Raw genomic sequence first — 15,834 nt, forward strand, 5'->3', positions numbered from 1 at the left:
ATATGTTTGAAAAATTTAGAAGTAACTTAAAAAATACAAGTGAAATTGCTCTAGTGTTGAACTGGAGTTTTCATCAAAAAAATAAATGGGTTAGTATATTTGCTCCATATTATGTAAATGCCTTTATAAGAGAATATAATCCAATTATAATAAGTTCACAACTAGAGTATAATCTGCTTAAGAAAAAAATAAAGTATATAGTTTCTATGGAGCCAGGATGGGCTGCACCAAAAATAAATTACGATAATAGTCTTGAGCATAAAATAGCATTTTTTCTTAGTGATCCTCACAGCAAAAAAAAATGGTTAGAAAAATATGTAATTGATAATAATGTTACATATGTATTGTCTCAATATAATGCTCCTTTCTTCTATCATTTTCCTAAATTTCCTAAAAATAAATTTATTCATTATCCTTGGGCTGTACCTGATGAGTTTATTTATGAAGGGAATATTAAATGTGTTGGTAACGAAGTCATCATATTTGGAGGAAAAAAATCTCCAGCTTATGATGTTCGAAACTGGTGTAGAGATCAAAAAAACATTACTAGCTTTGAAAACTCAGGCGTTGAGAATAAAAAGTTTTCTGATGAAGAGTTCTTTCAGTGGATTAGTCAGTATGATGCCGTTATTGCCGCTGGATCGACAGATCCTCAATATGATTTAGTAACTCCAAAATATCTTGAGATAGCTGCTGTTGGTTCGTTGCTTATTGGGCAGAGTTGTAAAGACCTTGATAGCCTTGGTTTCAATAGTTCAAACATGGTTATTTTTGAGAAAGCCAATTTTAATAAAATAATTGAAGAGTATAGACATAATCCTGAAAAGTACCTTAAGGTAAGAGAAAATGGAAGACAATTAATTCTCGATAGACATCTTATTTCACATAGAATCAAAGAAATTGGCGAATTATTTAATATGAAGTCGAATGTTTGATCCTAACTACATGTATGGTAGTTTCATTAGATATTTTTTATGTAGATGAAAATTCTGATTAATTTAAAGGTAATAATCGTGTTTATAAAAACTGCAATTCGCAAACTTTTTCCAAAGCTATATATGAAGATGATTTTCTTTAAATATCATGGTTATAAATTTAATACGAAAAACCCTTCATCTTTCAGCGAAAAATTAATGTATAGAAAAATGCATTGGTCAGATCAGAGATATGTAGAGCTTAGTGATAAAGTTAAGGTAAAGGAGTATGTGGCAGATCTCATTGGAGAGGAGTACGTAAATAAAAATATAGCCGTATATGAAAATATCACTGTAAAAGAGCTCAAATCAAAAATTGATAGTTTTGGTGATATGTTTATAAAGGCTAATCATAACTCTGGTCCAGTATTTGGTATTGGTGAGCACACTACAGACAGAGAGTTAGAAATTATAGTTGATAGTATCAATAAGCAAATGAATATTGATTTTGGAAGTATAAACCAAGAGCGTTGGTATTCAAAAATAGAAAGAAAAATATTACTAGAGAAGAAACTCGTAGATAAAAATAATAATGACATACTTGATTATAAATTTCACGTATTCAGAAATAAAGGTAAAGTGAAAACATTTGTACAAGTTGATTTTGAACGAAATACTCATCATAGTCGTTCTTTCTATGATGAAAATTTTCGATGGATACCTTTTACAACTGAATATCCAATTGTAAAGACAGATATTGCAAAACCTCGTAATTTTGATGAAATGTTGAAACTTGCACGCCAACTCTCTTTAGATTTTGACTACGTTAGAGTTGATTTTTATAATATTGATGGAGAAATAATTTTTGGAGAAATTACCTTTGCTCATGGAAGTGGTTTAGAGAAATTTAATCATCGAGAGTATGATTTTTGGTTAGGTAAATATTGGGTTTATTAATATGAAAAAGATTCTGTTCATTATTCCATCACTAGGTGGGGGTGGAGCTGAAAGGATGTTCATTAAAGTAGTCAACTGGGTTGATGAGCACTTTGTTGATGTTGATATTAGGGTATTATTAATTAGTAGTAAAGGAATCAATTACAGTAAAATTAGGCCGCATATTCATATTGACGTATTAGATATTAAAAGTATTTTTCGTTCAATTATTAAAGTAAAGAGATATATAAAAGACTATAAGCCCGATATAGTCTTCAGTACGATTACACAACTTAATATAATGTTATCATTAATTAAGTTAGTTTCTAAAAACTTTGTTTTAATTAGTAGAGAAACAAATGTTATCACAGAAGAATTCAAAACTAATAATTACCCTTTTTATTATTTGTGGTTGTATAAACTATCATTGAAAGTATCTGATTTTAAGGTATTCCAGTCTATTGATATGTTGGAAGACGCTATTAAGGTCAGTAATCTAGACAATTATAAAATTATAAATAATTGCGTAGATTCGGTAGTTGATCGACCTAAAATGAAAAAGAAAGAGTTAGATACATTAAATTTGATCTGTATTGGTAGATTAGAAAAACAGAAAGGATTTGATAGATTAATAAAATCTATTCAAAATTTTTATAGCGGATTTGAATTAAAATTAGATATTTATGGTACTGGTTCTGAAAGTGAGAGCTTAGAAAAATTGGCTAAAGATCTAAATTGTGGATATAGGGTAAACTTTAAAGGTTACGACGATAAAGTAATGAGTATTATCAATGAATATGATTTATTTATTTTGTCATCGTTACATGAGGGGTTTCCTAATGCAATGATTGAGACTTTGTCATATGGTGTACCTGTATGGAGTGTAGATTGCAAAGGCGGTGTAAATGAAATAATTAATGATACTAATGGAAGGGTTTTTAGAGATACTGACGAGCTTGTCCAAAATTTAGTCAGATTTAAAGAGTATTCTTATGATCGCGATCTTATTTGGATGGATGCGACAACTCGTTTTTCCGAATCTAAGGCTAGAACAGAATATCTAGAAGTCATAAAAAGATTTTTATAATGAAAATTTCAAAAAAATATAGTGTATTTGTTCTTCTGGCTCTTCTGATCTCCTTACCGTTTTTTAGTTATGATCCTGGTTCTGCTGAAGACTTGTTTAGACACTATTGGCGATACGAAGCTTTTGCATCAACAAATGACTTCAATTATTTGGCAGAGTATAAGGGGTTATCATTATTAATTTATTCATTTGTTACTCTTGGTTTACCTAAACAAATATTAGCAGTCCTAACTAGTTTCCTGGTAATTTTGTCGATGTCATCTATTGCTACTAGATATATCCAAATCAAGAAGCTATCATCACTATTCTTGGTTTTCATATCCTTGATTATTTTACCCTATTTTATTTTAGTTAGTGGAGTAAGGTTCGGTATATCTACCGCTTTTTTTATTTTTGGTTGTTATCAATTAATTTATGCGAACAAAATAAAGTCAATTATTTTATTCTTTTGTTCAATAATTGTTCATGTAACATTTATAATTCCAATATTTATTCTTTTGTTAGCTAACTATCTTGTTATTAAAAGAAACATAGCGACATTATTATTTTGTTTGTTATTAACGCTGTCTTTTATCACTCCTTACTTTCAAGATAAATTAATATTTTTCGTACAACATCTTGGCGTTGAACGTTTGATTGGTTCTCACTATGAGGTTTATTTCTTTGGGGATTGGGGAAGTGGGTACTATGCACGTTTACCCTTCAGTGGTAAAAGTGCTTATTTAATTAAAAAAATTCTTACATATACTGCATTTTTAGCTTTCATAGTAAACTTTAAGCTAAACTATCGACATCTATTAGATCGGTTCGTTGTTTTATTTTTGCTTTATCTCGCAGTGACTGCATGTTTTGGGCAGTTGTCAGACCGCTTTGAACCATTAGCATTATACTTTATGTTTTCGTTGGTTGTAGTTAAGTGGAATGGAAAGTTAAAAGGGACGTTTACTGAGTGGTTTTTAATACTAGTAATCATCATTAGGTTTTTATTAGATTTTTGGGGATATAGAATACAGTATTTAGATTTAGCTACGTCATTTTTATAAATTAGATAGTAGTTTATATTCTTATTGTAAGAATGTTAGTCGTCCATTTAATTGTGGTATATATTACTTCAGCTTGTTATAAGCTATATTATTAACTAACATTGTTTATAATAATTTAATTTTTACTTTTCATATAAATGGTGAAATATATAAGATGAGATCAATATTTGGAACGCTAGATAGAAGCATTGATTCAGTAGTGTTAATTCCTAGCTATAATGATAATAAAGGATTAGTTGCTACGTTAGAAAGTCTAAATGATGAAATAGAACTCAACGTTTTGATAGTTGATGATGGTAGTAAACAACCTGTCGTAGATCTATTGTCATCTCATAGTTTTTCACAGAATATAGTAGTGATTACGTTGCATGAAAACCAAGGAATTATCAAAGCATTAAATACTGGTCTGAAGTTCTCCTATACTGAAGGGATACGGTTTGTATTTCGTCTCGATGCATGCGATATTAATGTTAAAGGCAGATTCGAGAAACAACTAAACCTTCTGCAGTCACTAGACCTTGCTTTAGTTGGTGGAGGAGTGGAATATTTCAGTGAAGATAAATCAGAAAAGTTGTTTTTAAGACCGCCATTAGTATCCGACGAAATAGCGGCAAAACAAAAGTATCGCACTTGTTTTGTTCATCCTACAGTTTTACTTGACTTAGGAAAATTGAAATTAGATTTTCTTTATTCAAGTAAATATCAACATGCAGAAGATTATGAACTCTTTTTAAGAGTAACAAAATTTTTTCCAACAGGAAATGTTGATGCTATCGTAACTAAGTGTTTAGTTAGATTTGAAGGTCTATCATTAACAAACCGAAAATTGCAACTTAAATCAGTTTTAAAAGCTCAGTGTGTTAATTTTGATTATTTATCTTTATATAGCTACTTTGGTTTATTTAAAACGATTAATTTATTGTTTATACCAAGGTCTTTTATTGAATTTTTGAAGATAAGGGTTTTTAAGTCTTATGAAAAAAAATAAATTAGTATTCGTATGTAATGTCGATTGGTACTTTTCATTACATTGGCTTGATCGTGCTATATCTGCTTTGGACGAATTTGAAGTCCACGTAATTCTATCATCTACCGATGATAAGTATAAAGAGGAGATAATAAATAGTGGATTGATATATCACAGTATTTCTCTATCAAGAAGTTCAGTTTCTATAAAAAATGAAATAGTTTCTTTTTATCAAATATATAAAGTTATTAAACAAATTGAACCGAACTTATTACACTCTGTAACTATCAAGCCAAACGTTTACGTCGGCCTAATTTCAAGATTCCTTAATATACCACTAGTTTCAAGTTTTGCTGGTCTTGGGATGTTGAGTACTAGTACTGATATCAAGTATCGTATTTATTTTGATATACTGAAAAGATTGATAAAAATAAGATCAAAAACCAAGGGATATTTAGCTTTATTTGAAAGTCAAGATGACTTGGATCGATTGGTTAATGATAGTGTTGTGACAAGTAGTAAGGCAGTACGAGTGTATGGTGCAGGTGTCGATATAGACCGGTATATTTACCATCCTCCCTCTGAAGTTGGTCCTAAGATTATTTTATTTGCGGCTAGGCTTTTAAAAGATAAAGGCTTATCCGAACTTATCCAAGCAAAAAATATGCTATTACAAAAAGGGTATAAATTAGAGTTACACGTCGCAGGTATACTGGATGAGGGCTCTCGAACAGGTTACTCCAAAGCTGAGATAGAAAAATTAGGTGAACGTGGAGATATTGTATGGCTTGGAAAAAGAGATGATATACCAAATCTGATTCAAAGGTCCACACTCGTAGCGCTTCCAACGACTTATGGTGAGGGAGTTCCACGTATATTGATCGAAGCTGCATCATGTGGTCGTCCTATTGTTACCACTAGCCTTGGTGGTTGTAAAGATATCTGTATAGATAACTTGAACGGTAATACTTGTAGGCCAGGTGATATTTCATCTTTAGCTAATGCTATAGAGACTATTATATCAAATGATGACGTTGCATATAGTTATGGATTAGAAGGGAGAAATCTGGTTTTAGACCGATTTACTAATGATTCAATTATTTGCCAGAATAACGAGTTTTATAGAAATTTACTGTCATAATTTAGGAATAATAATAGTTAGATAATTTTCCTATTAACAACCTGGATATAATCTGAGAATTTAATTCGCAATTTTTGGTGGTGGATACCTCCTATTTGCAGAACGCGAGCTTTGATGAGTGTATAATCATAGCATTGATTCTCTTAACAGTATAATTCGCAGGACACTACAGAAGCGGAAGATCTTATCAAACGATCAGGCCGCAACGAAATGGTTTCTCTAGTAATCAAAGACGACAGCAATAAATGGATAAGGTCCATTTATTGCTGTCGTCTGGCTATGAGTCAATTTTTTATCGAGTTTAGAGACATCTCAAAAAGAACATTCACTAAATGACAGTTGTTAAAGCCTTATTTGGAAACCTCGTGTGATGGCGATATTTGTTTGGTTTCAGTGGTAGGTATAGTTTATTTAATAGCATCGCCCGTTCCTTTACCTGTAGCCGTCATAATAATAAACTTAAAGTAATTATTTACTGTCATTTCCTCAATCATTTTCTTGTCTGTCTCAGCTAAGTGTTGAGGCGTAGACATATCAATATTATTTACCTGTGCAAGCCCTGTAACACCAGGAAGCGTTAAATAAACACCTCTAGACTCTCTTTCTTGGATAAGGTCGTCTTGTGTCATAAGATTTGGTCTAGGGCCAACCAGGCTCATTTCACCTTTCAATACATTGATTAATTGTGGTAGTTCATCGAGTTTGGTTTTTCTTAAAAACTGCCCAAACTTTGTAATGGAACTGCTGCTTGCAAGATGGCTAGCGACTGATTTCGTCTCTACATTCATGGTGCGAAATTTTATTAAGGTAAATGGCTTTTTGTGTTTGCCCATTCTAGTTTGCATAAAAATTGGGGAACCTGTGTCAAAGTAACCCGCGATAGTCACTATGGCTAGCACTGGCGATAAGCATATCAGGCCAAAGAATGAAAATAGGAAGTCGAATATTCTTATCATTGTTTTGTCTCTTTTAATTCTGCCATGTTTTGCGCAATTGATTTTGGTGCTGTCCAGTTAAGGATGTCTTTTAATTTGGTCGATTTTACTTCTAGATCTTCAAATAGCTGACTGTACATTGTTGGACGATTAATCAGTTTAAATAAGATTTTAGCAATAGATCCAGGGAAGGGGAGTTGAGTCACTCGAGAATTTAATCCTTTTGCGATTGCATTGGTAAATTCTTTCGTTGAGAGTGCTGGCCCTTCAGAGGCTAAAAATGTTTGTCCTGCGGCTTCATCTTTTGTCGCGCAGGTTATGATTAAATCAACGAGATTCTCACGTGAGATAAAGCTACGTTTATTCTTAGTCATTGCGAAAGGCAAGACAGGTAGGCGCTCCGTTAGTTTTTGCAATACAACGAAATTACCTTTTGCTCCGGCGCCATAAACTAAGGTGGGTCTAAGAATGACTATTTCCATGTTAGTTTCAGATGCTAATTGTTGAAGCCCCTGTTCCGCCGCTAATTTGGATTTTGCGTAGTCATTTTGAGGGTTCACCTCAGATTCTTCAGTAAATGTGCCTGTTAGGCCCATGACAGCAATAGTACTGACAAAGATAAATCTTTTTACACCGTTTTCTGCTGCATCTTTTGCTAATTTAACTGTTCCTAGATTATTGATCTCGTTGTATTCATCGCTCGAATAGCCACTTTTGCTCGCAATACCGGCTAAATGAACTACGACGTCAATACCTTCTAGGCAGTTGCTCCAGTCAGTGTTTGAGTTTATATCATCTATGTGTTTAGTATTAATAAATTTTGAATTGCTGGCTGTTCTAACTGCCGCTACTGCTTGATCAGATAGGCGCTCCATAAGAGCTGAACCAACAAAACCGTTAGCGCCAGTGACTAAATATTTATACACTTGAATACCTTTATTGGTGTAACGGGTTTTAACTTCAATATAATGCTAAATGATTTGTTTGGATTTCCAAACAAGATCTTCAATACCATCAGTAGGATTAAACTGCGTAGGTGCATCTAACAAAATTTGACGTATCGATTGATGGTCAAAATCATGACATGCCTTATCAAGTATTTTCGCTAATGCATCATATTCAGTTAGGGCTAAATAATCTTCGTTTGCAGTCATAATCCTTTCGTGAGCGGTTTTTCCTACATTGTCTCCAATGAGCAATTCTTCATAGAGTTTTTCACCAGGTCTAAGGCCTGAGTAATTAATTTCGATGTCACCCAGTGGGTTTTCTGCGTTTTTAACTTCTAACCCTGAGAGGTTAATTAAATTCTCAGCTAAGTCAGCAATACGTACGGGTTCACCCATATCCAAAACAAATACGTCCCCCCCTTTGCCCATCGAGCCTGCTTGGATTACCAGTTGGGCGGCCTCGGGAATCGTCATAAAGTAGCGGATGATATCTGGGTGGGTAACCGTTACTGGGCCACCTGCTGCAATTTGTTTTTTAAATAGCGGGATAACTGAGCCGGACGAACCAAGTACGTTACCAAATCTCACCATACAGAAGCGGGTGTTATGTGAGGATTCAGCCGCTAAGGCTTGTAAAGAGAGTTCTGCCATTCGTTTGCTTGCACCCATGGTATTGGTTGGGCGCACGGCTTTGTCTGTAGAGATCAACACAAATGATTCTACTTTGGCTTCAATTGCGGCTTTAGCGGTGTTGTATGTGCCAAAGACGTTGTTTCTTACGCCTTCTACAGTATTGTATTCCACTAAAGGTACGTGTTTGTAGGCTGCTGCGTGATAAACCGTTTGGATATTGAAGGTTCGCATTACCACAGATAGGCGATTAATGCGTTGTACTGATCCTAAAAGCGGGATTATCTCGACGTTTAAATCATTTTCTTTGCAGAGTAGTTGCAGTTCTCTATCGATTTGATAAAGACCGAACTCAGAGAGTTCAAATAAAATAATAGATTTGGGTCTTTGTTTTAATATTTGACGGCAAAGCTCCGAGCCTATTGAACCGCCTGCACCAGTAACCATCACAATCTTGTCTTTAATGTTTGCTTCCATTAAAGATTGTTGAGGCGCAACGGGGTCTCTTCCAAGTAAGTCTTCGATGGCGACGTCTTTTAGCTCATCGATTTTCGCTTTGCCTGACACGATATCGCCCATGTCTGGAATAGTGAGGACTTCGGCAGGTAGGTTAACTAATTCATCAATGATTTGTTTACGGCGAGATCGAGAAGCACTAGGTATCGCTAATAGGATTTGTTTGACGTTGTGTCGATCAATATGTTTTTCAATTTGTGCAGTTTTAAGTACTTTAAGCCCCATCAAAATAGTGTTGTCTAAGGTTTTATCTTGATCGATAAAACCCACTACTTTATGAGTTTCGGATGTGCGAAGGGCAAGTGCTAGTTGACGGCCTGCAGAGCCTGCGCCGTAAATAAGAACATTTTTACGGTTTTTATCAAATGACTGACTAACTAAAACACGAATAATTAATCGGCTACCACCACATGATAGCGCGAGAAACGCACCGTAAATAACAGGGACTGAACGTGGTACATCTGAATTGAAGTAATAGGCAAGTAAACCTATAGAGAAGGTAGAGATCAGCGTTCCTAAACTAACGACATACAGAGCATGGAAGGTAAGGTACCTTAGCACAGCACGGTATAGCCCTAATTTAGTAAATGCAAAAATAGTAATGACCAACGTACCTAGCAGTACGTTGTGATTGTCATATTTGGGAAGCCACATCAAATCGCCCAAACGTGCCCAGTGAGCGGCGTAGTAGGCAGTGATAATGAAAATTGAGTCAATTACGACACTAATGGTGCGTTTAGTGACTCGTGGTAAATCCCAAATAGTTTTAAGTTTGAACATTGAGGCGCATCTTATGACAATCCAATGTTTATCTTAACGTTTATCGTTACAGTTGTCTGCAGATCAGTGGTTAATTATCAATCGCTTGAATGTAACAACTCCTTATCAGACTAAGATTACATGAATATTATGCGGCTATTCTATGAATTCATATTCACTTGGCTGTGTGATTAGAAGCCACTCAATACCCCATTAACCGCAACAAATTCTCAGCCGTCTCAATCGCTTCCTTCCTATTGGCAATATTCAACTTCTGGTACAAATTCCGAATATGGGTCTTAATCGTCGTCCCTGCTACGTCTAGCTCTTGAGCAATTTGTTCATTACTAAAGCCTGAATAGATTAAGTTTAGCACTTGCCATTCACGTTGGGTGAGGGGGCTGGTGCGGATCAGCTCAGGGATGTTGGGGTGGTTGACCAATTGGTTGACGAAGTCTTCATCAAAGTGCACGGCGCGGCTGCGCTGTTTGTTGCCGATTTCTTTGAGTAATTGTAGAGCGCGGTGGCGTTCTAGATCGGCGAGGTGGCCTTTGTTGACCAGTTTTTCTAACAGTTTGCCTATGGAGGCGCCATCGATGATGAAGTTGGCTAGCATGCCGGTTTGATTGGTCATGCTTAGGGCTTGTTGTAGGTTATCGCACGCTTGTGCTTCGTTTTTTTGCTTGATATTCAGTACCGCTTCGACAATGAGGTTGCGGTTGGTATCAGTGACTAAGTGGTGCTCGCGGGCTTGTTGATGTAGGCGCGCAATGGTGCGGCTTGCTTCATCGAGTCGCTCGCAGGCTATTTGTGCGCGTGCGATATTGCGTAGCTGTAGTTGATTGAAGTGGTTGCTGGCACTTTGCGGATGTTCCGTTTGTGCTAGCCAGTTTCCGATGGCTTCGCGGTCGTTACATGCTTGCCAGTACAACAGTTGGGAAAAAGACGCACTGGCTGACCAATCAACGTGGTAGTTGGACTCGGCAAGCAGCTCTTCTATGTTTTTTACAAAGCGTCCTGCTTTATCAAGCTCGCCTCTGCCTAGCGCGATGCGAGTTAAGATGGCGTAATTGTGCAGGTGACGTGTTTGCTGATTTGCAAGGACGTCAATACCTTTATAAGCACATAGCTCGGCTTCATCAAGTCGGTTCCAACACCATAGAATATGAGCGCGGGTTCGTAATAGGTGTTCGTGTAAAGGTACTTGCTGAAAATGGTGCTCTTCAATGACTTTAAAGGCTTGGTCTTGAAGCTCAAATGAGGCTTGGATGTAACCTTGCGCGGTTAAAATCTCGCTTTGCTGAATCAGTGCCCATAGTACATGGTGATAGACTTGATATTGACGCGCTAGCTTTTCGGTTTGTTGCATCATAGGTAGGGCGCGATCTAAGCGTCCTAATACATGGTTGACTTCACCGATGACCGAAGTACCAACAATTCGGCTTCTAAAGTCGTTGTTGTCAATTTGGCTGAGGGCTAATTCAGCCAGTTGTAATGCTTCTTCGGGGTTGCCTTTGTTGATGGCCACTTGCGCGCGTAGTGCGTTGACTTGCCCTTTGTCTTTAACGGACAGTTCTATGTTACGTTTTGCCAGTTCTTGTTTTGCTTCTGAGAGCAAATCCCCCACAATGGCAAATCGGTGCTGGCTTTGTGCAAGCCAAGCCCGCAATAGCGGCAGCTTCGCAGTATTGTATAGCTGTTCGGTATCGAGTTCGGCAATGGCTTTTTCTAATGTGCTGAGTTCACCATTGTTGAACATTCGCCAGCCGTGCTCTTGCATGATGTTGGAACACAAGGTGGAGTCTTTAGCTCTTTGTGCATGCACTAGCGCTTCGGTTGGCCGGCCTATTTTGAGCCAAGATTGAGCGGCTAAGGTTTGCAACTGCACTTCACGTTGCGGCATATGTGTTAGGCGTTGATTGGTGAGAAATTCACTGAATAAATTATGAAAACGATACCAGTTGTTTTCCGTCGATGAGGTGGTCAAAAACAGCCCAAACTTATTGAGGCTGTTTAACATAGCTAGTGCATCATCTCTTTGGGTGACGTTGATGATCAGCTCGTCGTTAAAGTGATTGAGCACTGAGCATTGCATTAAAAACTCTTTGGTGGCGCTATCAACAAAATCAAACACTTCTTCGGCAAGGTAATCCCACAAATGGGTGTGGTTGAACTCGCTGATTCCCCCCAGTGATTGCTGAATGGGCTTGTTTTGCTGTAAGGCTTGTACCGCAATTAACTGCATGGCAGAGGGCCAACCTTCGGCATAAGTGCGCACTTCGTTAGCGGTGGTTTCGTCAATCTCTTCTTTCATGCGCAAGTTGAAAAAGCGGGTGGTCTCTTCTAAATCAAACGCCAATAAATCGTCGTTAATTTCAATCATTAAATCGCGCACGCGTAAATTGGCGGTGCCCAGTGGTGGGTTAGAGCGACTGGTGACGACGACGGTGAGATTGTCGGGCATGTGCTTGATAAAAAAGCGCATGGCTTCGTGGATTTCTTCATTGGTGATTAAGTGATAATCGTCAAACACCAGATAAGATTCGTGTAGGTTGTTGGTCAGTTCGGCGAAGATCTCGCCAAATAAGCTGTGTAACGATGAATATTGTCGTTTTTCGATCAATGCTTGTGAGTTGCTGCAAGCGTTATTTGTGGCTTTATTTAAGGCTAAGATGAAGTAGTTAATAAAGCGGTTGCTGTCATTATCGCTCTCATCAAGATTGTACCAACCAACATGGTTTTTATCGGACAACCATTGTGCGGCCATGGTGGTTTTGCCATAACCTGCTGGAGAGCGAAGCAAGACCAGTTTATAAAAAGGGGCTTGTTGCAGTAAATCCAAAACACGCGGACGAACAATCGCATTGTGTAGGCGACCGGGGCGAGTGAGCTTCGATGGAATCCACATGTTTACGTACCTTTTAATATCGACAAATTAACCTGATGTGCCGATCCTGCTACTTATTTGTTCATGATTCCTTAATTTCTGCGTTCTACGCCTCAGATTTGTGATGAAGATCGAATCTAGGCCTGTTTTTGCCTTTCTGAATTGCTCAACTTGCACAAGATTTTATAAAAAGAAGGTTATTTAAAAATCACTGTGTGATTTGAGTCTCATTTTTATTAATCCTTGAAATGCATAAGATCTCATATCGGTGCTGTCTATTGCGTATTGTTTGCACGATATATGTGATGCTCGTCTTGTTGTGTATGGTATCGACCCTTGCTATTGAGATCTTGCTCAAGAAGTCATTTTTCTCTCCTCCTCTACGCCCCTGATACTCCTCCTTATCCTCCTTGTAATAGGAGGATGAAGCCTTGCAGGTGTTAAAGGATGATGGTTACAGACGGAAATTACTAAAACAATGAGAGTTCCTTTATGAAGCCAGCTCAACAAAAAAAATTTGATAAAAAGCAATTTCAAGCAAACGTCAAGAAACACCTGACGGCGACCTACGCAACAACAGAAGAAAACGCATCAACTCGTCAATGGTATTTAGCGATGGGCCAAGCCCTTGCTGAATTTACGACTCTTGATCTTCTGCAAACAGAAACGGATAAGAAAATTACGGACGCAAAAAGCGTTAACTACTTATCGTTAGAATTCCTCATTGGCCGTTTAACGGGCAATAACTTGATCAGCATGGGCCTTTACGAAAACGTAACGGACGCCATGGCTGAGCTTGGCTTTAACCTGACTGATCTTCTTGAAGAAGAGCGTGACCCATCGCTAGGTAATGGCGGTTTAGGTCGTTTAGCCGCTTGTTTCATGGATTCATGTGCGGCTCAAGAATTCCCAACGGTGGGCTACGGTCTGCACTATGAATACGGTCTATTCAAGCAATCGTTTAAAGAGGGGGCTCAACAAGAAGCGCCGGATGCGTGGCGTGGCATTGAAGGTTATCCGTGGGAACTAGTCCGTCCTGAGATCGCACAAGAGATTGGTTTTTACGGTCACGTAGAAGTGGTGATGGAAAACGGCGAAGAAAAACGCCGCTGGGTGCCGGGCATGACGGTTAAAGCTATGCCTTGGGATCTGCCAATCGTGGGTTACGAATCAAACACGGTTTACCCACTTCGCTTGTGGGAATGCCAAGCTATCGCACCTTTCTCTCTAGAAAGCTTTAACAACGGTGATTACTTTGAAGCTCAGCACTCGCTGATTGATGCGGGCAACATTACTAAAGTGCTGTACCCGAACGACAACCACGAGAAAGGTAAAACTCTGCGTCTAATGCAGCAGTACTTCCACTCAGCGGCCTCTATTCGCGATATTTTACGTCGTCACGAAGCAGCGGGTCACGCACTGGTTGATCTTCCTAAATACGAAACCGTTCAGCTAAACGATACGCACCCAACTATCGCTATCCCTGAATTGATGCGCATTTTAGTGGATGAGAAAGGGTTTGGTTGGGACAAAGCATGGTCTATCTCTACCAAGACGTTTGCTTACACCAACCACACCTTACTTCCAGAAGCACTAGAGACTTGGTCTGAGTCACTTATTCAACGTCTGCTTCCTCGTCATATGGAAATCATCTACCGCATTAACCATGAATTCCTAATGGAAGTGCGCGCGAAATGGCCGGGCGATGTAGAGAAACAACGTAAACTTTCTATTATCCAAGAAGGTTTCCACCGCATGGTTCGCATGGCAAACCTCTGTGTTGTCGGTTCGTACGCAGTCAACGGCGTAGCGGCATTGCACTCAAGCTTGGTTAAGAAAGACTTGTTCCCTGAGTTTGATGAACTCTATCCAACGCGTCTACACAATGTGACTAACGGTGTCACACCGCGTCGCTGGTTGAAGTTCTGTAACCCAGGTCTATCAGCTTTGATCACTGAAAAGATTGGCGATCAGTGGCCTGCTCATTTAGAGCAGCTGTCGGATATCTCAGGTTTTGCAGACGATAAAGCCTTCCAAAAGCAATATATGGCGGTGAAGAAAGAGAACAAACAGCGTCTTGCAACTTGGGTGAAAGAGAACATGGACATCGAGCTTGATACCAATGCCATCTTTGATGTGCAAATCAAGCGTCTGCACGAATACAAGCGTCAGCACCTAAACATGCTGCACATCTTGTCTTTGTACCATCGTTTATTGAACGAACCTGATTTTGATATGGCGCCACGCGTGGTGTTCTTTGCAGCGAAAGCGGCGCCGGGTTACCACCTAGCAAAAGAAATCATCTACGCCATCAACAAGATTGCTGAGAAGATCAATAACGATGCTCGCATTGGCAACAAACTTAAAGTGGTGTTTATGCCGGATTACCGCGTAAGCCTTGCTGAAATCATCATCCCAGCATCGGACGTGTCTGAGCAAATCTCTACTGCCGGTAAAGAAGCATCGGGCACGGGCAACATGAAGATGGCGCTGAACGGTGCTCTGACTATCGGTACGATGGATGGCGCAAACGTTGAAATCCGTGAAGAAGTCGGTGATGAAAATATTTATATCTTCGGTTTGGATGTGGACGGCGTGAATGACATTCGTGCTCGGGGCTACAACCCGTTTGACTACTACAACTCAGATCACCTACTCAAAGCTTCTATGGATCTGCTACTGGGTGAAGAGTTTACTCCGGGTGAGCCTGGCAAGTTGCGCGCCACGTTCGATAGCCTTCTTGACGGCGGTGACCCTTACTTATGTCTTGCGGATTTCGCGTCTTATGTGAAAGCGCACGAAGAGATGGGCGAGCAGTATAAAGACCAGTCGGGTTGGGCGAAAAAAGCGATATTGAACACCGCATTGGTCGGTAAGTTCAGCTCAGACCGTTCAATTCGTGATTACGTGAACAATATCTGGAAACTAGAGCCTGTTCACCGTTAATTGCTATCCGCGTTCTGGCTCGGCAAGCTCACAATCGTGACTTGCTGAGTTAGGACAAATTACCGCATTGAGCATAGGCTATCAGCCTGACTGAGTGCGGTAATGTTCAACCACACATATACATGT

Annotated in this window: 11 protein-coding genes; 7 read left to right on the forward strand and 4 right to left on the reverse strand. The window is 38.6% G+C overall.

Annotated elements, in window-relative coordinates; translation table 11 throughout:
* The first annotated feature begins 2 nt into the window (after positions 1 to 2).
* From VEZ01S_RS07200 to VEZ01S_RS07225, 6 genes are all read left to right on the forward strand, one after another.
* On the forward strand, positions 3 to 935 hold the full coding sequence (locus VEZ01S_RS07200; protein WP_021713358.1) for a glycosyltransferase: 933 nt from the start codon (positions 3 to 5) through the stop codon (positions 933 to 935).
* Between the two features lie 78 nt (positions 936 to 1,013).
* Positions 1,014 to 1,871 carry an ATP-grasp fold amidoligase family protein gene (locus VEZ01S_RS07205; RefSeq protein ID WP_162889460.1) on the forward strand — a complete coding sequence of 286 codons (858 nt, stop codon included), beginning with the start codon at positions 1,014 to 1,016 and terminating at the stop codon, positions 1,869 to 1,871.
* 1 nt (position 1,872) lies between these two features.
* Complete coding sequence (locus VEZ01S_RS07210) at positions 1,873 to 2,937, forward strand: glycosyltransferase (RefSeq protein ID WP_040890398.1); 1,065 nt, start codon at positions 1,873 to 1,875, stop codon at positions 2,935 to 2,937.
* A complete protein-coding gene (locus VEZ01S_RS07215; RefSeq protein ID WP_040890399.1) occupies positions 2,937 to 3,980 on the forward strand; it encodes an EpsG family protein in 1,044 nt (347 codons plus the stop codon). Before VEZ01S_RS07210 ends, VEZ01S_RS07215 begins: the two co-directional genes overlap by 1 nt.
* A gap of 154 nt (positions 3,981 to 4,134) precedes the next feature.
* Positions 4,135 to 4,968, forward strand: coding sequence for a glycosyltransferase (locus tag VEZ01S_RS07220; protein ID WP_021713362.1), 834 nt, complete (start codon positions 4,135 to 4,137; stop codon positions 4,966 to 4,968).
* The gene (locus tag VEZ01S_RS07225; protein ID WP_021713363.1) at positions 4,955 to 6,088 is read left to right on the forward strand and encodes a glycosyltransferase family 4 protein; all 1,134 of its coding nucleotides are present in this window, start codon (positions 4,955 to 4,957) and stop codon (positions 6,086 to 6,088) included. Before VEZ01S_RS07220 ends, VEZ01S_RS07225 begins: the two co-directional genes overlap by 14 nt.
* Positions 6,089 to 6,495: 407 nt before the next feature.
* Here the strand turns inward: VEZ01S_RS07225 and VEZ01S_RS07230 are convergent, their stop codons facing one another.
* The 4 genes from VEZ01S_RS07230 to malT all read right to left on the reverse strand — a co-directional run bounded on the left by VEZ01S_RS07230 (position 6,496) and on the right by malT (position 12,783).
* Positions 6,496 to 7,044, reverse strand: coding sequence for a sugar transferase (locus VEZ01S_RS07230; protein WP_021713364.1), 549 nt, complete (start codon positions 7,042 to 7,044; stop codon positions 6,496 to 6,498).
* Positions 7,041 to 7,949: an NAD-dependent epimerase/dehydratase family protein gene (locus VEZ01S_RS07235; protein WP_021713365.1), complete on the reverse strand. Its 909-nt coding sequence runs from the start codon at positions 7,947 to 7,949 to the stop codon at positions 7,041 to 7,043. The genes VEZ01S_RS07230 and VEZ01S_RS07235 overlap by 4 nt, the downstream gene beginning before the upstream one ends.
* Positions 7,950 to 7,994: 45 nt before the next feature.
* Positions 7,995 to 9,896 (reverse strand): polysaccharide biosynthesis protein, encoded by a 1,902-nt coding sequence (locus tag VEZ01S_RS07240; protein ID WP_021713366.1) that lies wholly within the window; start codon positions 9,894 to 9,896, stop codon positions 7,995 to 7,997.
* Positions 9,897 to 10,077: 181 nt separating this feature from the next.
* Positions 10,078 to 12,783 (reverse strand): HTH-type transcriptional regulator MalT, encoded by a 2,706-nt coding sequence (malT, locus tag VEZ01S_RS07245; protein ID WP_021713367.1) that lies wholly within the window; start codon positions 12,781 to 12,783, stop codon positions 10,078 to 10,080.
* Positions 12,784 to 13,254: 471 nt separating this feature from the next.
* On the opposite strand from malT, the gene VEZ01S_RS07250 reads away from it, so the two are divergent.
* A complete protein-coding gene (locus VEZ01S_RS07250; protein ID WP_021713368.1) occupies positions 13,255 to 15,708 on the forward strand; it encodes a glycogen/starch/alpha-glucan phosphorylase in 2,454 nt (817 codons plus the stop codon).
* Positions 15,709 to 15,834: the final 126 nt, after the last annotated feature.

The sequence above is a fragment of the Vibrio ezurae NBRC 102218 genome, from assembly GCF_000467185.1.
Lineage (GTDB): Bacteria > Pseudomonadota > Gammaproteobacteria > Enterobacterales > Vibrionaceae > Vibrio > Vibrio ezurae.